This window comes from Flavobacterium sp. Root935, from assembly GCF_001429295.1.
Classification (GTDB): Bacteria; Bacteroidota; Bacteroidia; order Flavobacteriales; family Flavobacteriaceae; genus Flavobacterium.
Genome location: NZ_LMJL01000012.1, coordinates 244,162 through 270,781 on the forward strand (window position 1 = coordinate 244,162; position 26,620 = coordinate 270,781).

Genomic DNA, 26,620 nt, shown 5'->3' on the forward strand with positions numbered 1-26,620 from the left:
ATCTATCCCGTCCCGAGGTTTCGGGATCGGGAATAAAATCTAAAATTACAAATGAGTTTATCAACTACAAGTATAAAAAGACCTGTTTTAACCATTGTACTGAATTTATTAATCATATTATTCGGTTTTATTGGTTACACATTTCTGGGTGTCAGAGAATTTCCTTCTATTGACCCTGCTCAGGTTTCTATTCGTACCAATTACACAGGTGCCAATTCTGATATTATTGAGTCACAAATTACTGAACCTCTTGAAAAAGCTGTAAATGCAATTGACGGAATTCGAAATATTACTTCTTCAAGTAATCAAGGAAGCAGTAATATTACAATAGAGTTCAATCTTGACAAAGATTTAGAAGAAGCTGCAAACGACGTTCGTGATAAAGTTTCGCAAGCTATTAGAAGTTTACCACAAGATATTGATGCTCCACCAGTTGTATCAAAAGCCGATGCAGATAGTGAAGCCATTATTTCTATGACAGTTCAAAGTGATACAAGAAGTTCATTAGAATTAAGTGATTATGCCGAGAATGTTATTTCGCAGCGATTAGAAACAATTCCAGGTGTTAGTGCCGTTCAAATTTGGGGACAAAAACGTTATGCCATGCGTTTGTGGATTGATCCTGCTAAACTTTCTGCTTATGGCTGTACTGTAGCCGATGTTCGTACCGCGTTAAATGCACAAAATGTTGAATTACCATCGGGAAAATTAACTGGAAATAATACTGAATTAACGGTAAAAACTGTTGGAAACCTGTCTAAAGCAGAAGAATTCAACAATATCATTATTCGTACAGATGGTGACAAAATTGTTCGTTTAAGCGATATTGGAGGTGCCGAATTAGGACCAGAAAATTTAGAAACCAAAATGAGCCAGTCTGGCCTTCCTTTGATTGGTTTAGCAATTGTGCCAATGCCTGGAGCCAATTACTTAGATATTTCTAAAGAATTTTACAAAAAATACGAAGCTCTAAAGAAAGACCTTCCAAAAGATATCAAACTAAATATTGCGCTTGACAATACTATCTTCGTTAAGAAATCGGTTCTTGAGGTTGCAGAAACTTTAGGAATTTCAATCATATTAGTTATCATTATTATTTATCTATTTTTTAGAGACTGGGCAATCGCGTTCAGGCCTTTAATAGATATTCCTGTTTCTTTGATTGCTACTTTTTTCATTATGTGGCTTTTTGGTTTTTCTATTAACGTATTGACCTTATTAGCTATTGTTTTAGCAACAGGTTTAGTTGTGGATGATGGAATTGTAGTTACCGAAAATATCTTTAAAAAAGTTGAAGAAGGCATGACTCCTATTGAAGCTGCAATTAAGGGTTCAAATGAGATTTTCTATGCTGTAATTTCGATTTCAGTAACATTGGCAGCGGTATTCTTACCCGTAATTTTCTTAGAAGGTTTCGTAGGCCGGCTTTTTAGGGAATTTGGAGTTGTAATTGGTGCTGCTGTATTGATTTCTGCCTTTGTATCATTGACTTTAACGCCAATGCTGAATGCCTATTTAATGAAAGGCGGCGAACAGAAAAAATCAAAATTTTATATTAAAACCGAACCGTTTTTTGAAAAAATGAACAGCAGTTATGCCGAAGCACTAACAAAATTCATGGATCGAAAATGGATTAGTTTTCCAATCTTAATTGTTTGTTTTGGATTAATCTATTTTTTCTTTACCATTCTTCCAAAAGAAACTGCTCCTTATGACGATCGAAGCTCTGTAACAATGCGTATGACAACACCAGAAGGTTCTTCTTACGAATATACAGATCGTTTCATGCAGGAAATTTCAAAATTAATTGATGATTCTATTCCAGAGAAAAAAGTAAGTTTGGTAATTACTTCTCCAGGATTTAGCTCAAATTCTGTAAACAGCGGATTGGTAAGGTTAACACTGAAAGACGTTGATGAAAGAGAAAAATCTCAAAAAGAAATTGCGGATAAACTGACCAAATGGACAAAACAATATCCTAATGCAAAAACTTCTGTAACACAACAGCCTACAATTGCTGTAAACAGACGTGGAGGTTTGCCAATTCAATATATTATTCAGGCTCCTACTTTTGATAAATTAAGAGAAAAAATTCCTCTTTTTATGAACGAAGTCGGAAAAAGCGACGTCTTTTCTACTACAGACGTTAACTTGAAATTTAATAAACCCGAAATCAATGTAACGATTGACCGTGCAAAAGCAGAAAGCTTAGGAATATCTATTCTTGATATTGCGCAGACATTACAGCTTTCGTTGAGCGGACAGCGTTTTGGATATTTCATCAAAAACGGAAAACAGTATCAGGTAATTGGACAATTTGATCAAAAAGACAGATCGAAACCTTTAGATTTGACTTCAATGTTTGTAAAAAACAAAAACGGTGAATTGATTCAGATGGATAACGTTGTTAATGTATACGAACAAAGTAATCCGCCGCAGCTGTATCATAACAATCGTTATATGTCTGCAACTGTTGCTGCTGGTTTAGCGCCAGGAAAAAGTATGGGTGACGGAATTAAGGAAATGGATAGAATTAAAGCTAAAGTTTTAGACGAAAGTTTTACAACAGATTTAGCCGGAGAATCCCGAGATTTCGTAGAAAGCAGCTCGAATACTTCTTTCGCTTTTGGACTAGCTTTACTATTAATATTTTTAATTCTTGCTGCACAGTTTGAAAGTTTTATTGATCCGTTTATCATTATTTTGACGGTTCCAATGGCAGTTGCCGGTGCTTTATTCTCCCTTTGGCTATTCAACCAAACTTGGAACATTTTCAGCCAGATTGGTACTGTAATGTTAATTGGTCTGGTAACCAAAAATGGTATTTTGATTGTCGAATTTGCCAATCAGTTGCGCGAACAGGGAAAACCTAAGTTAGAAGCTATTTTAGAAGCTTCAGAAGCCCGTTTACGTCCAATTTTAATGACCAGTTTAGCCATTGCTTTAGGAGCGCTTCCAATTGCAATGTCGCTTGGAGCTGCGTCTACCAGTAGAATTGGTATGGGAGTTGTAATTGTTGGAGGAACAATTTTTTCATTGGCTTTAACGCTTTTTGTAATTCCTGCAATTTATCTAATGTGGTCTAAAGCGAGAAAACACTATCCAGAGTTTGATCATATTGATGAATACGAAAGAGAAAGTATAAAATAGAAACCAAAAAATCACGAATTTTATGCATCAAGATTCGTGATTGGGTGGCAAAAGTAAATAAACATGAATATCAAAAATATATACGGCACTTTAATAATTCTTTTCGCTTGTATTATTCAGGCGAATGCGCAGGAAGTTCTGACTATTGAGCAGGCTATGAGTATAGCTTTGGAAAATAATTTTGAAATTAAAATTGCCAAAAACAATTCCTTAATAAACGAAACCAACACAACAATTGGAAATGCTGGAATGCTGCCAACTGCAACTGCTTCTGTTGTTGACAATAACAATCTTACCAATTCAACCCAAGTCCGTCAAGACGGAACATCAACTTCGTTAAAGAATGCTAAAAACAATAGTTTAACTTATGGTGTAAGTTTAGGCTGGACAGTTTTTGACGGAATGAAAATGTTTGCCAGATATGATCAATTAAAAGAGCTTCAAAAACTGGGGGATGCGGAACTTAAAAGAACAATTTTAGTTAAAATTGGTCAGGTAAATTCAGCATATTATGATTTAGTGCAGCAACAGCATCAATTAGCTGCTTTAGATACTACAATCGTAATTTCGAAACAAAGATTGACTTTAGCTCAAAACAGATTCAGTATCGGAAAAGCTTCAAAATTAGAAGTTTTAAATGCACAGGTTGATTTAAATTCTGATCAAGTAGCTTTGTTGAGACAAAAAGAATCTTATGCTAATGCTAAAATTTTATTGAATCAATACTTAGCACGCGATCCAAAAATTGACTTCAAAGTAACAGATGAGGTGAACGTTGACAATAAATTAGTTTTGGCTGATTTAATGGAATTAGCGCAAAAACAAAACCCTGCTTTAGAATCGCAAATTATCAATAAGCGTATTGCCGAATTACAATTAAAACAAGTAAAGGCAGATCGTTATCCTATTTTGCGCTTAACCACAGGTTATAACTTCTCTGAAAGCCAATCGAGTTTAGGTTTTACTAGTGAAAACTCTTCAAGAGGTTTAAACTACGGATTTAATGCTTCGATGAATATTTTTGATGGTCTCAATCAGCATCGCAATGAAAAAGTTGCCAAAATGCAGATTGAAAATTCACAAATTGCCATCGAGCAGCAAAATATGATCTTGAACACACAATTAAGCACCGCTTTTCAGACTTATTTGACCAACTTAGAGTTAATCGATCTGGAAGAAGACAACGAGGCAATTGCGAAACAAAATCTAGATATTACACTTGATAAATTTAGAATTGGAACAATTACAACTCTGGATTTTAGAACAGCCCAGCTTAATTATGTAAATGCAAAAGTGCGTTACAGCAACGCCCAGTATGAAGCAAAATTATCTGAAATTGCTTTAAAAGAATTAGCAGGAAATATTACTTTTTAACTTACTGTAATTTAAAAGCTTAAAACTTAAAAAAGGCGTTTCTCTTATTTAAATCATATTGCTAAGTGTATATTAAATAAGGGAAACCCCTTTCTGTTACTTCGATGTTGCAGAATATTTTTTTTTAATTTATATCAAAATAGGTTAATTTTTAATTTAAATTTGTTTCAAACAAACTTAAATGATCACTTACAATACTAAAGACTGGTTTACTTTTATTTTTCATTTTCATAAATCTGATACAGTTCGAAAATTGTTTCCGATTATGATTGCAATTGGAATTTATGCTGCAATAGTAGGCTATCTCGAGGTCGAATATTTTAAAGTATCTAAAAACGATTACATCCATAACATTCCTATTATGCACGGAATGCTGGGTTTTGTTATTTCGCTTTTGCTTGTTTTTAGAACCAATACAGCTTATGACCGCTGGTGGGAAGGACGTAAACTTTGGGGCGGACTTGTAAATAACAGCCGAAATTTTGCCATAAAACTTTCTGCCATTTTAAAAGATGAAAACGATAGAAATTTTTTCAGAAAATACATTCCGATGTATGCAGATATTTTGCACAAACATTTAAAAGATGAAGACACAAGCAAACAACTTTTTGAAGATGTAGATTTAGAAATTGACCATCATAAACACAAGCCAAATCAATTAAAAAGAATAATGTATCATAAAATCAATGATCTGTATGATGCAAAAAAGATTTCCGGCGATCAGCTGATTACTTTAAATGACGAATTGGTTGCTTTTACAGATATTTGCGGGGCGTGTGAAAGAATCAAAAACACACCTATTCCCTACTCTTACAGTGCGTTCATAAAAAAATTCATCTTCTTTTATACAATGACACTTCCGTTTGGATATTCTGTTAGTTTAGGTTATTTGGTTGCTCCAGTTGTTGTGTTTATATTTTATGTTTTAGCCAGTTTGGAATTAATTGCCGAGGAAATCGAAGATCCGTTTGGAGATGATGAAAATGATCTTCCAACCAAAAAAATATCAGAAAACATCAAAAAACACGTTGAAGAGCTGATTTAATAAAACGTTAAATCTGCTTTTCATATCCTTATTTTACTTAAATTTAAAGTCTTCACCAAAAATTTAAGTTTAATGAACAACCAACGATTTTTAGTCAGCCCGCTTCAATTATCACAAGAAAAATCGTTAAAGACTCTTGTTGAAAATAGAACTATTTACAATTTGAGTCATTGTGAATTAAATTTATTTGAGACCTACGAATCGACTAAAATGGTTCCGTTAAAATTTAATGACTTGGTTGTAACGAGTATGCTACGAGGCAAAAAAGTCATGCATCTTTTTGATGATCCAGAATTCGAATATCTTCCTGGCGAAACGGTAATTGTTCCTTCGAATGTAGAAATGAAAATTGATTTTCCTGAAGCTTCCAAAAACAATCCCACACAATGTTTGGCTTTGGCTATTGATCAGGGAAAAATCAATGAAATTTTAAACTTCTTAAACGAGCAGTATCCTAAAGAAGGAAATAATATGTTCTGGCAGTTGAACTATCAGAATTATTTCTTTTACAATAATGTCGAAATGGCGGCAACAATCAATAAATTGATTAAAGAATGCATGAGCACCTCTATAACCAAAGATATTTTGGCCGATTTAACTTTAAAAGAATTATTGATTCGAATTATTCAAACGCAAACGGTAAAATCTCTAGACGATGGAAAGTTTATAGAAAGCAATAATCCCATTAAAGAGGTTACAGAATATATCAAGCAAAATCTAAAGGAGAATATAAGCTTAAAAACGTTGAGCGAAAAAGCCTGTATGAGTACCACTTCTTTCTATCGTTTCTTTAAACGTGAACTCGGCATGAGTCCGATTGAATATATTTTGAATGAAAAAATAAAATGTGCCAAAAATCTATTGAAGAATCCATCACTTCAAATTAATGAAGTCTGTTATTTAGCAGGTTTTGAAGACGCTAATTACTTCATCAGATTATTCAAAAAATACGAAGGAATTACTCCAAAACAGTATCAGTTACTTTATATTAATTAAAGGTGCTAAGGTGTTAAGGTTCTGAGATACTGAGATACTGAGATACTGAGATACTGAGATTCTAAATTTTCAAACTTGAAAGCTGAAAACTGAAAACTGAGACTGAAAACTCTACTCAATCCTAGTCACTGGTTCCAAATCCTTTTCTTCTTCTGGAGTAAAAATTCGGTATTCAATTTGGAAAGTTTTCTTTAACGGTGTTTCCAGCGAAAAACCTCCAACACCAAAGGCATCGATTACGGTTAAAGTAAAATGAGCATGTTTCCAATATTCAAATAAATCTTTGTCTACCCAAAACTCTGTATCTTCAATAACACCAATACAAACGTCTCCCATTCTCTGGTAGTAACCTCCTTTTTCAAAACATTGTGGCTGCGTGCCTTCACAGCATCCGCCAGCTTGGTAAAACATTAGATCTCCATGTTTTTCCTTTAGAATTTTTATCAATTCTACTGCTTTTTCTGTGGCATCAATTCGTTTAATCATTGTTTTGTTTTTAAATTTAAAAAAAGCAGCAAATTCAATTAAGAAATTTACTGCTTTGACATAACCAACTATTTAAGCTTTCACTTGCAATCAAACAGTAATTCGATTGTATTTATAAATCAAAATTGCCTGGAGAAAGCTCGTTTAATGCCATTAAGATCTTATCTTAACGCCCCATACATTTCATCACTAACTCTATTCCTAAGAATTCTCCAGGTTTTTGATGTGTTATTCTTAGAAGAAACCTAATTTCTTTTTGTCATAAGAAATCAGCATGTTTTTGGTCTGACGGTATTGACTCAACATCATTTTGTGGTTTTCACGACCAATTCCAGATTGCTTGTAACCTCCAAATGGCGCGCCAGCAGGATAAGAATGGTACTGATTAATCCAAACACGGCCGGACTGAATTGCTCTTGGAACCTGATAAATTTCGTGAGCATCTCTAGTCCAAACCCCTGCCCCTAGACCATACATTGTATCATTGGCAATTTCGATTGCTTCTTCAGTAGTTTTAAAGGTAGTAACAGCTAAAACAGGTCCGAAAATTTCTTCTTGAAAAATTCTCATTTTGTTATGACCTTTAAACAAAGTTGGTTTAATGTAATAACCGCCTTCTAATTCACCTCCTAGTTTATTTTCATCACCTCCTGTTAAAACCTCTGCCCCTTCTTCTTTTCCTAATTTAATGTAAGACATGATTTTTTCTTTCTGAACAATTGAAGTCTGCGCACCAATCATAGTCGATTTATCCAAAGGATTACCAGCAACGATAGCTTCTGTTCTTTCAATTACTTTTTTGATGAACTTGTCGTAAATGTCTTCGTGAATTAATAATCTCGAAGGACACGTACAAATTTCACCTTGATTTAAAGCAAATAATACTGCACCTTCAACCGCTTTATCAAAGAAATCATCATCATGATCTGCTACAGATGGGAAGAAAATATTTGGTGATTTTCCGCCCAATTCTAAAGTAACGGGAATAATGTTTTCAGTCGCATACTGCATTACCAAACGTCCTGTAGTAGTTGAACCTGTAAATGCCGCTTTAGCCACTTTTTTATTGGTTACTAACGGACGACCTAATTCTGCTCCAAAACCATTTACAATATTTAGAACTCCCGGAGGAAGAATGTCTCCAATTAATTCCATTAAAACCATAATCGAAATTGGAGTGCTTTCGGCTGGTTTTAAAACAATTGTATTTCCTGCTGCCAGTGCTGGAGCAATTTTCCAAACTGCCATTAAAATCGGGAAATTCCACGGAATAATTTGTGCTACAACACCAAGAGGTTCACTTAAAGCAATAGAAACTGTCTGCGAATCTAATTCTGCAATCGAGCTTTCTTCGGCACGAATTACACCTGCAAAATATCGAAAATGATCTATAGCAAGCGGAATATCAGCGGCAAGTGTTTCTCTAATTGGTTTTCCGTTATCAATCGTTTCAACCGTTGCTATATATTCTAAATTGTCTTCAATCTTTTGTGCAATCTTATTTAGTAAAATACTTCTTTCAGTAACAGAAGTTTTTCCCCAAGTTTTAAATGCTTCATAAGCTGTATCTACTGCTAATTCTAAATCTTCTTTGCTAGAATGTGCTGCTTTTGTAAATACTTTTCCATCAATTGGAGAAAGCACATCAAAGTATTCTCCTTTAATTGGGGCAGTAAACTTCCCTCCAATATAATTATCGTATTTTGCCTTAAATTCAGGTCTTTTTGCTGTGGTGCTCATAATATTCTATTTTTGATTTATACCAAATTTAGGTGCATAAAAAGAAACAGAATAGCACTTTTCATTCATGTTGTAGCACAAAAATTACACATTTAATTTTTTGGGTCTATTATAATATTTAATTAGTAAAATTTTAGTAATAATTTTATCAAAAAATCAGTAACAAGTATTTTTTTACAGATAAAAAACAGCAAGAAAAAACCAAACAATTTTTTTCCTACTCCACGGCGCAATCCTTATATTTGTAACCTTATTCAAGAATAAAAAAGTTACAATGAAAATATCTTACAACTGGTTAAAACAATTTATTAAAACAGATTGGACATCTGAGCAGACTTCAGAATTACTTACAGATCTTGGTTTGGAAGTAGAAGTTGTCGAAAAATACCAATCAATAAAAGGAGGATTAGAAGGAGTTGTTGTTGGGCACGTTCTGACTTGCGAAAAACATCCTGATGCAGATAGATTGAAAGTTACTACAGTCAATGTAGGTTTAGAAGCTCCCATACAAATTGTATGCGGTGCTGCAAACGTGGCTGCAGGACAAAAAGTACCAGTTGCTACAATCGGAACTATTTTATACGATAAAGACGGTGCAGAATTCACCATTAAAAAAGGAAAAATCCGCGGGCAGGAAAGCCACGGAATGATCTGTGCTGAAGATGAATTAGGATTAGGAAACAGCCATGATGGAATTATGGTTTTGGCTGATGACCTTGTTCCTGGAACTCCTGCTTCTCAAGTTTTTCAAGTTACAAATGATGAAGTTTTTGAAATTGGATTGACACCAAACCGTGCCGATGCAATGAGTCATTATGGAACGGCTCGTGATTTAAGAGCGGGAATGCTGCAACGCAGCGTAAACGTAGAATTGATTACACCTTCTGTAAGCAATTTTAGAGTTGACATGCGTACGCTTAAAATTGATGTGAATGTTGAAGACAATCATTTAGCACCAAGATATTGCGGTGTAACTATTTCTGGAATTTCTGTTCACGAATCTCCAAGCTGGTTACAAGATCGTTTAAAAGCTATTGGATTAACTCCAAAAAATAATATTGTTGACGTTACGAATTATGTTCTTCATGAACTAGGACAGCCTTTACATGCTTTTGACGCTGCGAAAATCAACGGAAAAATCATTGTGAAAACTGTTGAAGAAGGAACTAAATTTGTTACTCTTGATGATGTTGAAAGAACATTACACAAAGAAGATTTAATGATTTGTGACGAAAAAGGACCACTTTGTATTGCTGGTGTTTTTGGCGGAAAAAAATCTGGAGTTTCAGAAGGAACAACGACTATCTTCCTAGAAAGTGCTTATTTTGATCCTGTTAGCATTCGTAAAACAGCAAAAAGACATCAATTAAGTACAGATGCTTCTTTTAGATTTGAAAGAGGAATTGACCCAACAATTACAGAATATGCTTTAAAACGTGCTGCCCTTTTGATTCAGGAAGTTGCAGGTGGAAAAATTACTTCTGATGTTGTAGAAGTGTATCCTAAAAAAGTAGAAGATTTTTCTGTTTTATTGAATTTCAGCCATGTATCTAAAATTATTGGACAGGAAATCTCAAAAGATACTATCAAAAAGATTTTAGTTTCTTTAGATATTAAAGTAAACAGCGTTTCAGATTCTGGTTTAGGTTTAACGATTCCTGCATACCGTGTTGATGTTCAGCGCGAGATTGACGTAATCGAAGAAATTCTAAGAGTTTATGGATACAATAACATTAATTTCTCTAAGAAATTTAATGCGACAGTAGCGAATTCACCAAGAACAGAAGATTATAAAGTACAAAACGTAATTGCTTCTCAGTTGAACTCACAAGGTTTCCACGAAATGATGGCAAACTCATTGACAACAGCTGCTTATGCAAAATTATCGACTTCTTTAAAAGAAGAGCATAACGTTTCAATGCTTAATCCGTTGAGCAGTGATTTGGCAACACTTCGCCAGTCTTTACTGTTTTCTGGATTAGAAGCGGTTTCTTATAATATCAACAGAAAAAATTCGGATTTAAAATTATTCGAATTCGGAAAAACATATCATAAATATTTAAACGGATATGAAGAGCATAAACATCTTTCTTTATTAATTTCTGGAAACAGAAACAAAGAAAGCTGGACAAGTCCACAAAAAACAACAGATTTCTTCTTGTTGAAAGGATATGTAAAAGCGATTTTATCTCGTTTAGGAATTGAAAAGATTTCAAATACACCGGTTCAATCTGATATTTATTCTGAAGGAACTGCGATTACTTATAATAATGATATTTTGGTTGAAATGGGTGTTGTTAAAAAACCTATTTTGAAACATTTCGGAATCAAACAAGATGTTTATTATGCTGATTTTAACTGGGATTTGGTTTTAAAAATCATTACTGGAAAAATTAAGTATACTGAAATTCCTAAATACCCAGAAGTTCGTAGAGATTTGGCTTTATTAATTGATCAAAACACTTCTTACGAAAGCATTTTTAACTTGGCTAAACAAACTGAAAAAGCGCTTTTAAAAGATATTAATTTATTTGATGTTTATCAAGGTGATAAATTACCAGAAGGTAAAAAATCGTACGCTTTGAGTTTTACAATTCAAGATAACAGCAAAACGCTAACCGATGCTCAGATTGACAAAATCATGTCTAAATTACAACAGACTTTTGAAACGGAGCTTGGAGCGAGTTTGAGATAAGTTTTCTCTCCATATAAAATAAAAAACCCGACGGATTTAAAAGATCTTGTCGGGTTTTGTTTTTTTTGTTTCAAGTTTCAGGTTTCAGGTTTACTTTGAACATAGGTTATACCGCAAAGAGCACTAAGGGTTTTTCGCAAAGGTTCACAAAGGCTTATTTAGCGTTAAATTTTTAATTTTTAATTGTAATTCTAAATTTTTAATTCTCATAAGTATTTTTGATAAGCTCTCATTAACTTCTCATCGTATTTATTGGTTTTGTAAGCTGGACCATTGTATTTTAGAGCGAAAGATGCCCAGTTTTTATTTCTTAAAAGTGATAATAGATTATTTTTTTCAAGGAATAATCCGAAAGCTTTTAAATGTTCGCCTTCATTTTGGTTCATTTTTTCTACAAATTCATCTACGCTTTTATATCCAATTGAAAGGGCATTAAAACCCATTATTTGAAATAATCCCCACGAAGCCGAACTGTTGGCCGCATCTTTGATTTTTTTATCCTGACCTAGATTTCTAGCTTTTTCTAATCGCGTATATTCTGCCGTCCCTCCAACATAATATTTTTTAGTGTAGTTTTCAAATAGAATATCCTGATTATTAGAATTCATGTAAGATCTCGGATTGATTCCTCTTTTCTCTAGTTCACGCCAAAAAATATGTCCTTCAAACAGAATCTTCGGACGCCCATCAATTAAAAACCCTTTTCCGTTGCTTTCGACTTCATTAACTGCTTTTACAACTGCCAATTCAAGATTAAACTGATTCGAAAAATCGATTAGATTTTGTTCTGAAAGTAATTTGGTATTTGGAGATAAACTATTCGTGTTCTTCGCAATAATTGCCGACCACGTTTTGAGTCCGACAACACCGTCAACAACCAGATTATTTTTCAATTGAAAATCCCTGATTGCTTTATCTGTTGCTGTTCCGAAATAATCGGAAACAACTACATCATATTTTAATTTGGCTAAAAGTTCATTTAAGTAATAAACTTCTGGAGACTTTACTCCTGCTTTTATAGTTCTCATTATTTTTTATTTATGGTAATTATCGATGCTTTTGAGAAATCAAAAACTTCATTTTTTGTGGCCGTTAGATTGTCATTTTTGTCAAAATAATTGACTTTGTATGAAATCAATGTATTATTGTTCGTTGTATTTTTAATAATAAAATTGAACAATATTGGTGTCGAAAACTCCGCTTTTAAACGTTCTATAGAAAATTTACTTCCCGTTTCCTGAACCGTTAAATCAATTGTAATTCTGCTTGTTGCAGCTGTCTGACTTTTGATTTGAACTTGGATGTATCTATTATAAGCTGTTGACTGCGAAACAACCTGACTAAACTCGGAACTAATATTTTCTATGTTTTCAAAATCAAAATAAACATTCTTTAATTCGCTGGAAGCACTCGGATCAATTGCCGAAAAATCTAAAAGTTTGGTATCATTACTAATAAGCTGCGGATAATTTTTAAAGAACACACTATTCAAATACGTTGCGTTCTGATTGTAAACCAATAAAATAGAATTGAGTTTACAATTTGAAATCGATTGGTTGTTAATTTGTATTTTCTTTGCAGCATTATCAATTAAAGTTTCTAAGATTTCGCCAATAGTCTGCTCAATATTCAATTCGATAATGCTGGAATCTTTAATTTCTTTGTATTTGAAATTTATATTGGCATATTGCGTAATCGTATTATTCAAGGCATTGATCATAATGCTTGCTTCAGATAAATTTTCGGTTGAAAGATTGAATAAAAAGTGCTTTCCATCTGTGGTAATATCGGATTGTTGCAGAAAATAATTACCGCTTACTTCGTAATCTGCCGAGATATCATTTGGATAGAGAAATTGCACTTTATCAAAGTAATCAGCTGCATCGCCATCAATAAAATTATTCTGCAGTAAAGCAATTTTCAATTTTGCCAAATCAAAATCGGAAAGGCTTGGACCAATGGCAAACTGAAAACTGATTTTTGAAATTTCTTCTTCCGTGCCTGCGCCTTCTTCATAAGCATGAAAAATAGTCGAAATACAAGGCTTCATTGTATTTAAATCTTTCGATAAACTATAAATCTTAGATATCAACAAAAATGTATTCGGCTGAACCATAGATTTGTAAATTGATAGTTTACTAAAATTAAAGCCTGTGACAAAAATCTGTTTGAACTGAGAAAAGTCTTCGTTTAGATTAAAAGGAATATTTACAAATCCGCCGCCAATAGTTTTGTACAAACTTGACGCAGGATCTGTACCAATTGGATAACTTAATGTTTTATTGATTTTGAGCAGAAAAGTACTTTTTACATATTCTTCCTGAACATCGGCTTTAATACTGTTTTCGCGTTGTATTTCAGATATAGCGACTTTAGGAGCGACTTTTATTCCTAAATCTGACCGTACCATTAACGGACTGCTTATAAGTGTTGCTTTAGGCTGTAAAACGGTTTTAGGCGAAGTAAAATCTTTCTTGATAACATCCTGACTTCTTAGGATTGAAATATCTCTCGCAAATAGAAAGTTTCTCTTTATTTTGGAATATCCTTTAAAATCAAAAAAAAGATCAATGTTACATTTTAAGTCATTTAGGTTTGAAACTAAATTCAAGAAAGCAATTTTAACGGCTTCATCAATCAAATCAAACTGAATTTCTTGCGTGGCAGTGTTTACAATTCCATTTATTTTTATAAAATCACGATTTACTTTTAGGTTTAAAACTGCTTCTCTGAGGTTTAAAGTTATACTTTTTTGATTGGCCTGTAAAGTCTTGTTTTTGATGCTGTATTTCAAAGTTACTTTTCCCAAAAGTCCAACTTTATTTCCTGATTTGTCTGGAACATTTTCATAATAAAAAACGGTTCCGTTATTAGGTTCTATTTCAATTTGAGGAAAAAATAAAGTGATTTCATTTTTAAAATAATCCTTAAATGAATCGTTCTCTGTAATGGCATTATCTCCTTCAATAAGAGGAAAATAATTCTCAATAATTGGAAAAACCAAAATAGGTTTTATGTCTATAGAATGAATGATAGGATGTTCGATTACCCTAAATTCATTTTCTTTTTTAATCGTCGCAGCAGTAAAAGCTGTACTCGGTTTGGAAGGTTCGAGATTGAATCGGTTTAAGGGCACCAATTTGGTTCCTTCGAGTTTAAATGTATTTAAATCTGGCATGACTATTTGGTTTAATGATTAGTGACTTATGAAACAAAAGGGACGTAATGTCCCTTTTGTAAAATGTCTCAAAAAAATTATTCCATAAATGGAGCTCTGATTTTCTCGATATCAGCATTTTGAGCGTCTGTTCCCGTTGGAATTTCAAACAAAACATCTCCTTCTTGATAATCAATTTTGATGTAATCTGTTGAAATAGAAACCTTTTTAGATTTTTTTCCGATTTTGCCGCTACAAGTGTATTTCACTTTATATTCCGTTGGTTTAATAGTATAATCTAATTCATACCACGCTCTATACGGAATTGCATCTTCGAAATTATCAACAGTAAACTTGAATTTTTTAGACGACATTTTGTCAACTTTAAACGTTACTTCCATAGTATCGCAATCATACAATTCCTCTGTTGACAAAGTGTAATTGATCATATTTTGGATTGGAAGCGGTACGAAGACTTTTGTTCCTTCAAATTCAAACTCTCTTGTTGTGTCTTTCAACTTGATTCTCTTGTCTTTTTCGTACATTACTTCCTGACGAACTTTAATCTTAGAAGAACCGTTATTTTTTACAAAATCAAATACAAAAGCATTCTTTTCTTTTGATTTATCATTCCAAGTTGCTGGGAAAATTGCATCGATTTCTTTACCAGATCTGCTCGTATTTTTTACGTATGGAGTTCCTTCTGGAGCGATCATTCTGCCAGAACTTTTCCAGATTAATTTTCCTTTAGAATCAGGATATCCAACTTCTATAGAAACTTGACTTACTGGGCTGTCATTGACAATATCGCTGTCTTTGTCCAATTTTATCAATCCTCCATTTAATGAAGCAATAACCTGAACTTTAGAAAAATCTTCGTCTAACTGAATTTCTGTAATATAATTTTTCAAATCTGCTTTTGCTTCTGCACCCGATTTTAAAGTCAGAGGAGTTAGATTCCCACTGATTTTAGAATCTAAAACCTGAATAGCAGAGAATTTAATTTCATCTGTAAATTTAATTGCACGAATCTGGCTTCCAGACTTAAGATTCATTCCTACGCTGCCAAGTCCCATAAATAAACGGAAGAAACCATTTGGTTTTTCGGGAGATGAAACTGGTGTGAATTGTTTTTCAGGAGCGTCAAATATTTGTTTTTTTACTATTTCAAAAGCAAATTCTCGCTGTTTTTGCAGTAAAGAATCTTCAACCTTTTTCTTTTCTTCGGTCGAAAATTGCTCATCTGTTATTACTTCACTTGTAATACCTCCTTCTGTAAGGATTTTTTCGTACTCATGTTCCCAGTTTAAATCAACAAATGACCAGCTTACGCTTGTTTTAGCAGAAAAATAAGTATGTACTTTTTTAACGTCGACTGTTGTTTTAATAACGGTAGTCGGCATGTAAGCTTTGTACTTGATATTATTTTCTATAACAAGATTGTTGCTTCCGATTTCTAAGGCATTTTTTACCAATGAAGCGCTATTTCTTCCCATTAAAATAGAAAGCGCATTATCTCCTAATCCAAAAGTAGTTCCTGCTCCTTCTCCTTGAATGTTAAAAGTCCAGGGATTGGCGCCTCCAAAAGGATTATTTGGTGATTTTTCGCCCACAACGTGCATCGCAATGTTGTTTTGTGTCAATTGAATTGGACGTACATTGGTCGAATTAAAATCTTTATCAACTCCAATTAAGAAAGAAAACAAGCCAAAAAGTGTTGAATTTCTGTGATTTTTGTAATCACTATTAAGTCTTGCTTTTAATTTATCGATTGCTTTTTTCAATAAAGCTTCAGGTAAATCAATTGTACTGGTCAAAGTCGTATAAGCGCCTGCTTCTTCTTCCAATCCTTCTGCACCAATTACTGTCGAAGAATCTCCTTCTGATTTAAATACCTGCATGGCAAACTTAAATCTCCCATCTGGATGTTTAGATAGTCTTGGGTACTTTGGGTAATAGTAAAACTGCATTGGCAATCCAGCATCTCTTAATAATATATTATTTGGATCTGGCGAAAAAAGAACTGCGAAATCTGCTCCATCTTCTTTTTCTAAAAGAATTTCTACTGTTCCGGCTCCTGCATGAGGATAACCTAGGGGTGTTGGTTGTGACATAATTTAAAAATTTAGTTAATTACTTAATAAGGTTTACATTTTTGAGTGCCTGTTTTTTACACGAAAACTGACGATGTAAAATTCTATTTTTATAAAATGTTACGTAACAGCACTTTAACCCATTTTTTTGAATAAATTTACCTAACGAAAAAAGGGTATATTTCCCCTTGTTCCAATTTTAGGTTTCAAATAATTTTGTCCCCAACAGAACTTCAAAATCCTGTTAACTAAATCCATAACCAATAAATTAATAAAAATCATGAAAAATCCTCCCGCAAAACCAAGTCAGTTAATTACTAAAGAATTTGCTAGACAATTAAATGTGAATTACAACAACAAAAGAGCTTCGCTTACAGCAAAAAAAACGCAGAAAGAAGATGCAAATGCTATTTGGTATTCTTTGGAAGAATTAGAAAACTACATTCACTACATCAAAACAAACGGAGCAAACGATGGATATAATGTAGACGGAATCCGTTTTTATTTTGGAGTTTATCCAGATGATGAAAAGCATGGCGAAAAAGCTGGATTAACAACTTTATTTTTGGTTCCAACTGGAAAAAAGATAGAAAACAATACAGCAAAAATTCAAAGTTTTGCTTTAGTACAAGAAGCCTCTTCTTCTGACATTCAAAGCCTTGAACCAATGAATTACGGAAACATCGGAAGACCACCAAGTTTATTATATTAAAACTATGTTTGAATTTTTAAGATCTTATATCATTTATCTGGCTTTATTATCAGGAATAGTTGGCTTGTTTTCACTGCCAAAACTTCCTGGTAATAAAGCTAAATTTTTAGTACTTTTAATCTGGTTTTCAATCATAACCGAAATTGTAGGCTACTATTTTACCCAATGGACGGGTTTGCTGAACTTTTATGTTTACAATTTCTACATGTTCGCCAGTTTTTCTGCCTATATCTTACTTCTAAGAGCCTTATTGACTAAAATTAACAACAGAACCTTAGCTGTTATTTTTCTAATCCTGTTTATAGTTTCTTTTTTCTTAAACATATTATATTTTAAAGAAGACATAAACCGTTCATTTACGTACAGCTTTGCAATTGGTGTTTTATTAGTATTGATTTTATGCTGTTTATATTTGATTGAGATTTTTAATTCAGAAAAGATATTAAATTTTAAAAAGTCGGTTTTTTTCTGGTACATTTTAGGAATACTTGTTTTTCATGTTCCTTTTACTCCTTTTATGCTGGCTATCAATTGGTTTTTAATCAAACAAGACGAATCTATATTTAGCTTAGTATTATTCATTTTAAATTTTCTAGCACATAGCTGCTTTATAATCGGATTTATATGGAGCGAAAAGAAATACAATTATTAGTCATTTCCCTTGGTATTGTTTTCTTTACCTTGATTATCGTTATAGTTGTTATTTTCTTCTATTTTTTTAAGAAGAAAAACAACTTTGTGGTAGAGAGAATGGAAGCTGAATTGTATTTCCAATCTGAACTTGTTAAAACCAGAATAGAGATAAAGGATCAGACTTTATCTGAAATTAGTAAAGAACTGCATGATAATATTGGCCAGATTATTTCGGTCGCCATTATGCAGCTTAATATTTCGATAAGCAATAAAAACGTTCAGATTAGTGAACTTAAAGACATGAAAGTCGTTTTGGCTAAAGCTTTAGACGAATTGAGAATTCTTTCCCGCATTATAAACAAAGATAATTTACTTCAAAACAATTTTTTAGAAGCCATTCATCAGGATTTAGAAAGAATTAAGAAACTTAAAAAAATCAAATACAATTTTAATCAAATTGGAACAGTTCCAGCAATAAATGAAGAACATGAATTAATCATTTACAGAATTTTTCAAGAAGCGCTTCATAATAGTTTAAAACATTCTCGAAGCGATTTATTTGATGTGAATATTGAAACTACCGATTCCGTTTTTAAGTTACAATTGAAGGATTTCGGAATTGGATATGATCTCAAAAAATCAAATTCAGGATTAGGATTGAATAACATGAAATTGAGAGCCAAACTAATTGGTGCTGAATTAATTATGAATTCTGATAAAAATGGAACTAGTGTAACTATCGAATATCCTTTAACGCAAGACCATGAAAACTAACCCAAAAAATAAAATCATAATTGTAGACGATCACCTGCTTTTTTCCCAATCTCTCGAACTGCTAATTAAAAGTTTTGGCGATTATGATGTAATCCAGCGTTTTGAAAACGGAAAAGTGTTTATTGATTATCTTGAAGAAAACTCTTCAGCAGAAATTGATCTTATCTTACTCGATGTCAATATGCCCGTTCTCGATGGACTGAGCACTATGAAATGGTTAAAAGACAATAGACCCGATCTCAAAGTAATTGCTTTATCTGTGAATGACGACGAAGAAATTATTATAAAAATGATTACGAATGGCGCCAAAGGTTATTTACTAAAAGATACTTCGCCCGAAATATTTAGGGAAGCAATAGAATGTGTAGTCGAAAAGGGCTTTTATTTCACAGAATTAGTTTCTGGAATGCTTATTAATAAGGTCAATAGCGACAATAGAAAAATCAATTTAAAAGAAAAAGAGATTGTTTTTATCAAACATGCCTGTACCGAAATGACCTATAAGGAAATTGCATCACAGATGTGTTTGAGTCCAAAAACTATTGACGGTTACCGAGAAATACTCTTTGATAAACTTGAAATAAAAACCCGAATCGGACTTGTACTTTATGCCATTAAGCATAAAATTGTTTTTGTATAGCTTAATAAGTTAATGCTGCAAAGAACGGATATTCTTTAATTTTTTCTCTTCCGTTAAGAAAAGTCAGTTCCATTAGAAAATTGCATTGCACAATTTCGCCTCCCAGCTTTTCGACCAATTCACATACCGCCTTTGCAGTTCCGCCTGTAGCTAAAACATCATCGTGAATTAATACCCTATCGCCTTTTTGAATAGCATCAATATGCATTTCTAAACTATCAGAACCATATTCTAACTCGTATGATGCAGAAATTGTTTCAAAAGGAAGTTTTTTAGGTTTTCTAACAGGGACAAATCCAGCATTTAATTCTTGAGCCAGCAACATTCCGAAGAAAAAACCACGAGATTCTGCTCCTACAACCTTATCAATTTTTTGTCCGTTTAAAGAATCAACCAAGATTCGCAGGCAATTTGTTCGTGCTTCGGGGTTAATTAGTAACGGAGTGATGTCTTTGAATAAAATTCCTTCTTTAGGAAACCCCTGAATATCACGCACATAATTTTCAATCTTCATTTTTTTTTATTTTTCTGTTATTTTTTGCTTGTTTATCTCACATTTATGCCTATCTTTGCACCCGCAATAAGCAATCAACAAAGCTACAAAAAATTAGCGAATTGATAACAAAAAGGCCTCGTGGCGCAACTGAATAGCGCATCTGATTACGGCTCAGAAGGTTACTGGTTTGAATCCAGTCGAGGTCACTACTCGGGACAAAAGATAAACATCATCTTTTGTCCCGTTTTTTTTATCTTACAAACCCTTATTAATCAAGCAAATAGACTCCACAATTAAGTTGACTCTAGCGGTTTGTATTTTATTTTCTTGAATTGTAAAATTTCGGGATAAACTAAACCAATTAGACTGCGAGCCTCTGACAAATCCATATCTACATATGCTTGGTTCATTTTAATTAAATTATCAATCCCTATATTTAGAAGCTTTTCTATACTGTGTTTATCTTTAGTTACTAAAAAATCCTTGACATTATAAAAAAGTTCCTCAAAAATAAGAGGTTCATGCAGTTTCTTAACAAACCTGCTTTCTTGATCTTTATATTTCGTAACAAATATTTTACCACAGTAAATAAGATTTCGTATCAAGTCCCATATATTAACTTTAGTTATTTTAATCCCCCCTTCTAGCCATATGGTGTATTTGTTCAGTATTGAAGATTTCCTTAGCAAGAGAGCGGTTAAACAAATCCAAATTGCTGTTGAGGAAAATTATAATTCAAATTAATCTTCTTACTATAGTGGTAAATTACGAACAAATGATCCAAAAAAATAGTTATGACGATTATAGTAGTTTAAAGTCCAATTGTTCTACAGATATAGTCCTCATGATCAAACAGTAAAGTGGTTATATATATTCACTAAGAGTAAAAAATATTCGCCAAGATATATCGCTTTTGACAATTTTTATTGAATTATTATATATTGTTATGCAAAAACAAACACTACTTTAGCCCAAAATTCTTATAGCAGAAAAAACTTAGCAATAATCTTAAAACCAACCAGAAAATTAACCTTAATATGGAAAATCAAGAAATTTTAATTTTGAAGAGGAAAGTTAAATTCCTTACTATTAATTTGTATGTAATAACACTTTTAATCATTTGCTTTTTTCTGTTTTCGTTTGTTTCCAATAAAAATGAAACATTTAATGAAATCACAGCAAAAAAATTAACAATTGTAGAACCAAATGGACAAACAAGACTGGTATTAGCGAACTCTCAAAATTCACCTGCTAACCTAATGCATGGAAAAACTTACGGTTTAAAAGAAGGAGGAAGACCAGGGCTGATATTCTTTAATGATGAATTAACTGAATGTGGCGGGCTTGTTTTTACAGGAAAAAAAAATATTAAAACTGGAGAATATTTTGCATCTGGACATTTTTCTTTTGACCAATATGACCAAAACCAAGTGCTTTACCTGCAATATTTAGATGATAATGGTTCAAAAAAAACAGGACTTTATGTAGACGACTGGCACAAAGATCCAAATTTTGCAGAATGGAGAAAAGAATATAAAGAAGCAGAAAAAATTCCAAATGATATTGAAAGAAAAAAGAGACTAGAAGAGATTAGGTTTCCTAAAAATTCTGAACCAGCATTTGCAAATAGAGTTTTTATAGGAAAGGATATAAACAAAGATGCTGTACTAAACTTATCAGATACCAAAGGAAATGTTAGGCTGCAAATGAAAGTTGACTCTCTTGGAAATGCACAAATTCTGTTTTTGGACGATAAGGGCAGAATAACTTCCAAATTTCCTCAATAATAAAAATCATATCAACAGTTTAAACATGATAAATGCAGGTTGGGAAGATTTTGTTCGAATCTCTTGCTTCGGTTATCTCCATTTGGAGTTAAATGTTTTGAAAAACTCACTTCCCAATACAGAACAACCACTGAATTTCAGATAAAAAAAAACTCCCTTAAAAAGGGAGTCCTTTGGCGGCCGGCGGCTGCCTGAAAACATATTGGTAATTAACTAAATCATTTGGGACAGAACCTCCAGACGAACACCGCCGGTCCCCTGTTTTTTCTGACTGATTATATAATGTCATTACCAGTATAAGTACAAATTTAAGGCAGTATTCCCAGCTAAAGCTTACAGCTTCTTACGATAATATTACAATATTTTAAGCTCTGTTCTTCAAAGCTGCGGCTATCTGCCTTTAAAAATAAAAAGGAGTTTACAAGAGGTGATTTAAAAGTTAGTCCGCCAATTTACAGAATGATCTAAACATAGATATTCCTCGTTTGACCATCTGATTCTTTATAATCATATGCACAACTTCAATTCCACTCAATGCTCGCCTATCCAGTTCAAAACTTTTAAAACCTAGTCTATTTGTATTCGCCATTTATAAATGATGGTCCTGTTCGACAATATTGTTGAGATTTACATTTACCGGATTTAATCTTTGAGAATGAACATCTGTTATATCCTTTTATCGAAGGTGTATTAGAACCTCTTTTATCAATGTTTATTACTACTGGACGGCAATTATTACTAATTGCTTTAATTAGAAATGACGCTCATTCTCTGCCTTCTCTTGGTTAATAAGAAATCAACTGTATTGACAGATCTATCAACTTCCCTCTAAGATAACACCGTTTTCCTTTCATCTTAATGTAAGTCTCGTCCATTCAGGGACGCTGAGAATAATTGAATTGAACTGTTTTCTTACCTGCCAAAAAAGAAATGAGATAATCATTTAGCAGAAGACTAAAAAGATTTTCAAAAAGGGAAATGACAAAACACGAAACGATAATCTATCTTACAAACAGCCTTTAGTCACGTCAGAGTAACACTCGGCACAGATCCGCAAACCTGCCGCCCTTCTAATTAGTCATAATCCTGTAAAATTCCGCCCGTTATTCTGTAATGAAACAGCACAGCTATTTTTTAATTTTATTACACTTAAAAATAGCCTTCATGGGTGCTAAATCAAAAACAGCAAAAGTAGATGATTTGCGCATTAATGCTGAGAAATCCTCTACCCAGAGCGCTGCTTCGGGACGGGGTAAAAGAAAATAGCCCTTGCAGGAGATAAGCAGTAACAAGTATCATAGGCAGAGAAAACAAATATAAACTTTAAAAATAGTATATTATGAAAGAAGAAAACAATGAATCTTACGATCAGGAGGATCGTAAAATTTCCAATTCAGACCCGAAAAGTACAGATCTAAACAGCAATCCTTACGATTCAGAGAATCTCGACAATGAATCGGACAGTGAATCAAAAGATATAACCGAACAAGACATTGAAGAGGATCTTAGAGAAAATGATCCATCTGAAGGGTTTGAAACTGAAATTGACACCCAGAAGAGTGATGAAGCTGAAAGTTCATCCTTTAAAACCATAGAATCAGATCAGGATAATCCCGTTAACAAGGAATTCGAAATAGGGGAAATTGGCAATGAGGAACTTAAAGAAGATGAACTTACCAGAAATGAGACAGGTAGTAGCACACTCCACAATAATAAACCTTCTCAGCGAAAATTTTAATGTACTCAGATTTAACACTTATAAAAAACCGTTATCATTAACGGTTTTTTTATTCCTTCTTTAATTTAGTGATAATATCCTATCTAACTGCTTCTTAAAACCCTCACTGATGCAAATTAACTGCTTAGTAAAAAATAAAGTCGATGAATTTCAGATTTGTAAAACATTACAAGTATAAAGCAATTTACTTTTAGTAAAGTAACAAATCCGTTTTAGTACTAATGCCTATCGGTTTCTATTCTGCTCCTTTCAAAAAATAATCTTTGGTTTATTCTTTCGTTCTCTTTAAACAAAAAAATCTTAAGTATTAATTTGCACCTTAAACTTATAGTCAAATACTATTTATTTCTGTATTGCTCCTCCCATAAACGTATAGTACTAATGCGTTCTAGCGAAGCAGTAATTAAAGTCCTGGACTGATAAGGTTCCTGCACATCTTTTACGCTCACTTCACCACTTATCAGCATTGGAATATAAACTCTTGCCTCTGACCATAAGAAATTTTCTTTCATTGCAATGGACTGCAGAATTACCATCTTATCTTTGAGAAGCTGTAATTCTTTGGAGAGATTTTCTTTTCCATATGTGGAATCGAACTGAACAATAAGCTTATTAACATAAGCCTCAGCCGCTTGAACAGCTTCAAAATTTTTATTCAGATAACTATTGATTTGGTTTAGCTTAGGATAATCCTTTTCAATACTATTGTTTATTGAAATTGCAATGAATTCATTTCTTCTTTGCGCTGCGGTAAATACAGAATCTAGTCTGCTGTTCCAGGAGCCTATCTCATTATGCTCCACTTTCCTGTCATAAAGAATGGTTCTTTCGGTGCGTTCTTTAAGGTAATCACCTGGCTGCATATAAAGTTCCCGAGTAGTCCAGTTATTAAACTTATCGTAAGTATACTTTAGCGTATATTCATTTGGCGTTTGATTTTTATAAAATACACGCACTACATCTCCTTGTTGATTTCTGACTAGTTTTTGTACGTTATGGAATCCATATAGTGGCAGACGCATTGCAAAATTTGTACTGAATATCTCGGGGCTTACTACTGATGATTTACTATGTATCTGCAAGATTTTCCCCTTCAAATATTCAAGTCGATATTGCATATCATAACTTGCCCCTAGGAAATAAGACTTTACAAGCAGAAGTTTGTTATCCTCAAACTCAAAGTCCCAAGTATGATCCCCCGTTTTTTCAGTAATATGCTTAATATTTCCTTTCAAATTCATGGTTTGTGTATCAAACCTGACTTCCTTTTCCTGTTGAGAATTACAAGACATACATACCGCCAATAAGACAATTGAAAATATTTTTTTTACAATAGGTGTATTAAAACTCATAAGTTAGTTAGTGAAAGTTAATAAACTATTCAATAGTTATTTGACTAAAATAATGCTTTTTAACAAATAGCTTTTTTTTTATTTTAAAAATTTTGTTTTAATAAATAAAAGTAGTTCAGAATTGACATTTGAATCTGTATCTAGTAGATTTTTTTTTCTAAACTTCCCTAATTCTCATCACGGCATTAATAAATTTACGATATATCGTAACAAATAATTATGCCGCAGATCTACAAAACCCTTATAAACAACTATATAAATTTAAAGGCATGTTATTTGGCTAATGTCATGCAGCGCTTACCTGTTTGAAGATACATCACATCAAACAAACAAAATTAGGCGCTGGATAAAAGAGCTAAGAATTAATCTGGATTAAGAAGTACTGGTAGAGTACTTCTTCTTAATCTAGGTTAACAGATCAACTTTCTTGTCCGTAATAGATTTGCAGTACCAACAAAGCAATACCACATAATAATAAATAAAATATTCAAACAATTTAATAATCTAAAAATCAAAACCATGAGTACAATTACAGCACAAGACGGAACACAAATTTTCTACAAAGATTGGGGAACAGGACAACCAATCGTTTTTCACCACGGATGGCCATTATCAAGCGATGACTGGGATGCACAAATGATGTTTTTTCTTAAACAAGGTTACAGAGTTATAGCTCATGATCGTCGTGGGCACGGTCGCTCGGGACAAAGTGGAGAAAACAATAATATGGAAACATACGCAGCGGATGTAGCAGTTTTAACGGAAGCTTTAGATTTAAAAGACGCTATTCACGTTGGTCACTCAACAGGAGGCGGAGAAGTAATTCGTTACGCTGCTAAATACGGAAAAGGACGCGTGGCAAAAGCTGTAATTATAAGCGCTGTAACACCAATTATGATTCAAAACGAATCAAATCCAGAAGGAGTTCCATTATCAGTTTTTGACGAAATAAGAGAAGGAACAGGTTTTAACAGAGCACAATACTTTTACGATTTCCCAATTCCATTTTACGGATGGAACCGCGAAGGACAAACTGTTCAGGAAGGCATCAAACACAATTGGTGGCGTCAGGGCATGATGGGTTCTGTTTTTGCTCATTATGAAGGAATTAAAGCATTTTCAGAATCTGATTTTACTGAAGATTTAAAAAGTTTAGATATTCCGGTTTTAGTTTTACACGGAGAAGACGACCAGATCGTTCCTTACGCTCAAGCACCAAGAGCCGCAGCGCTTTTGAAAAACGGAAAATTAATTTCATATCCGGGATTTCCTCACGGTATGCCAACCACAGAAGCAAAAACTATCAATAAAGATATTTTAGAATTTATTAAAGCCTGATCTGACGGCCTTTAATTAACTAAACTGCCTGCTACCAGTCCGCTATTGCAGGCGGTTTAAAAATCATCCCCAATTATGAGTACGTTGCAACAACCATCTTTTGACACCGTTACAGAAGCTTTACAATGGCTGAACATACAGGGTTTTACAGAAAATTTTAATCTCGACGAAAACTGTATTCGCTATAACAACAACAAACAATCCATGTCACCAGAAGAATTTAAAATCGAATACTTATTCCGTTTTGAAGGAGATACCGATCCCGGAGACGAAGATATTGTATATGGAATCATTTCTGAAATCTACAATGTAAAAGGTGTTTTAACTAGTGCCTTTGGCATTTACGCAGATTCAATTTCCAGCGAAATGATCAAGAAACTTTCCACCCATTAATAGTAAAACCAATAATTTTAA

General features: G+C 33.1%; 21 protein-coding genes and 1 tRNA gene. 14 read left to right on the forward strand and 8 right to left on the reverse strand.

Going from position 1 to position 26,620, the window contains the following annotated elements; all coding sequences use genetic code 11:
- Window positions 1-51 precede the first annotated feature (51 nt).
- The 4 genes from ASE40_RS15850 to ASE40_RS15865 all read left to right on the forward strand — a co-directional run bounded on the left by ASE40_RS15850 (window position 52) and on the right by ASE40_RS15865 (window position 6,565).
- On the forward strand, window positions 52-3,150 hold the full coding sequence (locus ASE40_RS15850) for an efflux RND transporter permease subunit (RefSeq protein ID WP_057118064.1): 3,099 nt from the start codon (window positions 52-54) through the stop codon (window positions 3,148-3,150).
- A gap of 63 nt (window positions 3,151-3,213) precedes the next feature.
- Complete coding sequence (locus tag ASE40_RS15855) at window positions 3,214-4,524, forward strand: TolC family protein (protein ID WP_057118065.1); 1,311 nt, start codon at window positions 3,214-3,216, stop codon at window positions 4,522-4,524.
- 181 nt (window positions 4,525-4,705) lie between these two features.
- Window positions 4,706-5,569 (forward strand): bestrophin family protein, encoded by an 864-nt coding sequence (locus ASE40_RS15860; RefSeq protein WP_057118066.1) that lies wholly within the window; start codon window positions 4,706-4,708, stop codon window positions 5,567-5,569.
- A gap of 72 nt (window positions 5,570-5,641) precedes the next feature.
- Entirely contained in the window at window positions 5,642-6,565 is a 924-nt protein-coding gene (locus tag ASE40_RS15865) for an AraC family transcriptional regulator (protein WP_057118067.1), read from the forward strand.
- A 111-nt stretch (window positions 6,566-6,676) separates the two neighbouring features.
- Here the strand turns inward: ASE40_RS15865 and ASE40_RS15870 are convergent, their stop codons facing one another.
- Window positions 6,677-7,051, reverse strand: a complete 375-nt coding sequence (locus ASE40_RS15870; RefSeq protein WP_057118068.1) for a DUF779 domain-containing protein — start codon at window positions 7,049-7,051, stop codon at window positions 6,677-6,679.
- A gap of 234 nt (window positions 7,052-7,285) precedes the next feature.
- Entirely contained in the window at window positions 7,286-8,791 is a 1,506-nt protein-coding gene (locus ASE40_RS15875) for an aldehyde dehydrogenase family protein (protein WP_057118069.1), read from the reverse strand.
- A 274-nt stretch (window positions 8,792-9,065) separates the two neighbouring features.
- On the opposite strand from ASE40_RS15875, the gene pheT reads away from it, so the two are divergent.
- The gene (gene pheT, locus ASE40_RS15880) at window positions 9,066-11,486 is read left to right on the forward strand and encodes a phenylalanine--tRNA ligase subunit beta (protein WP_057118070.1); all 2,421 of its coding nucleotides are present in this window, start codon (window positions 9,066-9,068) and stop codon (window positions 11,484-11,486) included.
- A 206-nt stretch (window positions 11,487-11,692) separates the two neighbouring features.
- On the opposite strand, the gene ASE40_RS15885 is transcribed toward pheT, so the two are convergent.
- The 3 genes from ASE40_RS15885 to ASE40_RS15895 form a co-directional block, all read right to left on the reverse strand.
- The gene (locus ASE40_RS15885; RefSeq protein ID WP_057118071.1) at window positions 11,693-12,514 is read right to left on the reverse strand and encodes an N-acetylmuramidase domain-containing protein; all 822 of its coding nucleotides are present in this window, start codon (window positions 12,512-12,514) and stop codon (window positions 11,693-11,695) included.
- Complete coding sequence (locus ASE40_RS15890; protein ID WP_057118072.1) at window positions 12,514-14,664, reverse strand: hypothetical protein; 2,151 nt, start codon at window positions 14,662-14,664, stop codon at window positions 12,514-12,516. The genes ASE40_RS15885 and ASE40_RS15890 overlap by 1 nt, the downstream gene beginning before the upstream one ends.
- A gap of 77 nt (window positions 14,665-14,741) precedes the next feature.
- Window positions 14,742-16,757, reverse strand: coding sequence for a hypothetical protein (locus ASE40_RS15895; protein WP_057118073.1), 2,016 nt, complete (start codon window positions 16,755-16,757; stop codon window positions 14,742-14,744).
- A gap of 259 nt (window positions 16,758-17,016) precedes the next feature.
- On the opposite strand from ASE40_RS15895, the gene ASE40_RS15900 reads away from it, so the two are divergent.
- The 4 genes from ASE40_RS15900 to ASE40_RS15915 are packed head-to-tail and all read left to right on the forward strand — an operon-like array spanning window position 17,017 to window position 19,495.
- Window positions 17,017-17,448 (forward strand): hypothetical protein, encoded by a 432-nt coding sequence (locus ASE40_RS15900; protein WP_057118074.1) that lies wholly within the window; start codon window positions 17,017-17,019, stop codon window positions 17,446-17,448.
- Between the two features lie 4 nt (window positions 17,449-17,452).
- Entirely contained in the window at window positions 17,453-18,100 is a 648-nt protein-coding gene (locus ASE40_RS15905; protein ID WP_057118075.1) for a hypothetical protein, read from the forward strand.
- Window positions 18,073-18,855 carry a sensor histidine kinase gene (locus ASE40_RS15910; protein ID WP_057118076.1) on the forward strand — a complete coding sequence of 261 codons (783 nt, stop codon included), beginning with the start codon at window positions 18,073-18,075 and terminating at the stop codon, window positions 18,853-18,855. The genes ASE40_RS15905 and ASE40_RS15910 overlap by 28 nt, the downstream gene beginning before the upstream one ends.
- Window positions 18,845-19,495, forward strand: a complete 651-nt coding sequence (locus tag ASE40_RS15915; RefSeq protein WP_057118077.1) for a response regulator transcription factor — start codon at window positions 18,845-18,847, stop codon at window positions 19,493-19,495. Before ASE40_RS15910 ends, ASE40_RS15915 begins: the two co-directional genes overlap by 11 nt.
- A 1-nt stretch (window position 19,496) precedes the next feature.
- On the opposite strand, the gene ASE40_RS15920 is transcribed toward ASE40_RS15915, so the two are convergent.
- A complete protein-coding gene (locus tag ASE40_RS15920) occupies window positions 19,497-20,009 on the reverse strand; it encodes an adenine phosphoribosyltransferase (RefSeq protein WP_057118078.1) in 513 nt (170 codons plus the stop codon).
- Window positions 20,010-20,123: 114 nt separating this feature from the next.
- On the opposite strand from ASE40_RS15920, the gene ASE40_RS15925 reads away from it, so the two are divergent.
- A tRNA-Arg gene (locus ASE40_RS15925) sits at window positions 20,124-20,197 on the forward strand.
- A gap of 87 nt (window positions 20,198-20,284) precedes the next feature.
- Here ASE40_RS15925 and ASE40_RS15930 read toward each other — a convergent pair.
- Window positions 20,285-20,680 carry a recombinase family protein gene (locus tag ASE40_RS15930; protein ID WP_057118079.1) on the reverse strand — a complete coding sequence of 132 codons (396 nt, stop codon included), beginning with the start codon at window positions 20,678-20,680 and terminating at the stop codon, window positions 20,285-20,287.
- A gap of 348 nt (window positions 20,681-21,028) precedes the next feature.
- Here ASE40_RS15930 and ASE40_RS15935 point away from each other — a divergent pair, with 348 nt between their 5' ends.
- Together ASE40_RS15935 and ASE40_RS15940 are read left to right on the forward strand one after the other, a co-directional pair.
- The gene (locus tag ASE40_RS15935; protein WP_057118080.1) at window positions 21,029-21,778 is read left to right on the forward strand and encodes a hypothetical protein; all 750 of its coding nucleotides are present in this window, start codon (window positions 21,029-21,031) and stop codon (window positions 21,776-21,778) included.
- Window positions 21,779-23,117: 1,339 nt separating this feature from the next.
- On the forward strand, window positions 23,118-23,516 hold the full coding sequence (locus ASE40_RS15940; protein ID WP_057118081.1) for a hypothetical protein: 399 nt from the start codon (window positions 23,118-23,120) through the stop codon (window positions 23,514-23,516).
- A gap of 338 nt (window positions 23,517-23,854) precedes the next feature.
- On the opposite strand, the gene ASE40_RS15945 is transcribed toward ASE40_RS15940, so the two are convergent.
- Complete coding sequence (locus tag ASE40_RS15945; protein WP_128414984.1) at window positions 23,855-24,868, reverse strand: hypothetical protein; 1,014 nt, start codon at window positions 24,866-24,868, stop codon at window positions 23,855-23,857.
- Window positions 24,869-25,387: 519 nt separating this feature from the next.
- On the opposite strand from ASE40_RS15945, the gene ASE40_RS15950 reads away from it, so the two are divergent.
- Complete coding sequence (locus ASE40_RS15950; protein WP_057118083.1) at window positions 25,388-26,206, forward strand: alpha/beta fold hydrolase; 819 nt, start codon at window positions 25,388-25,390, stop codon at window positions 26,204-26,206.
- Window positions 26,207-26,281: 75 nt separating this feature from the next.
- Window positions 26,282-26,599: a hypothetical protein gene (locus ASE40_RS15955; protein WP_057118084.1), complete on the forward strand. Its 318-nt coding sequence runs from the start codon at window positions 26,282-26,284 to the stop codon at window positions 26,597-26,599.
- Window positions 26,600-26,620 lie beyond the last annotated feature (21 nt).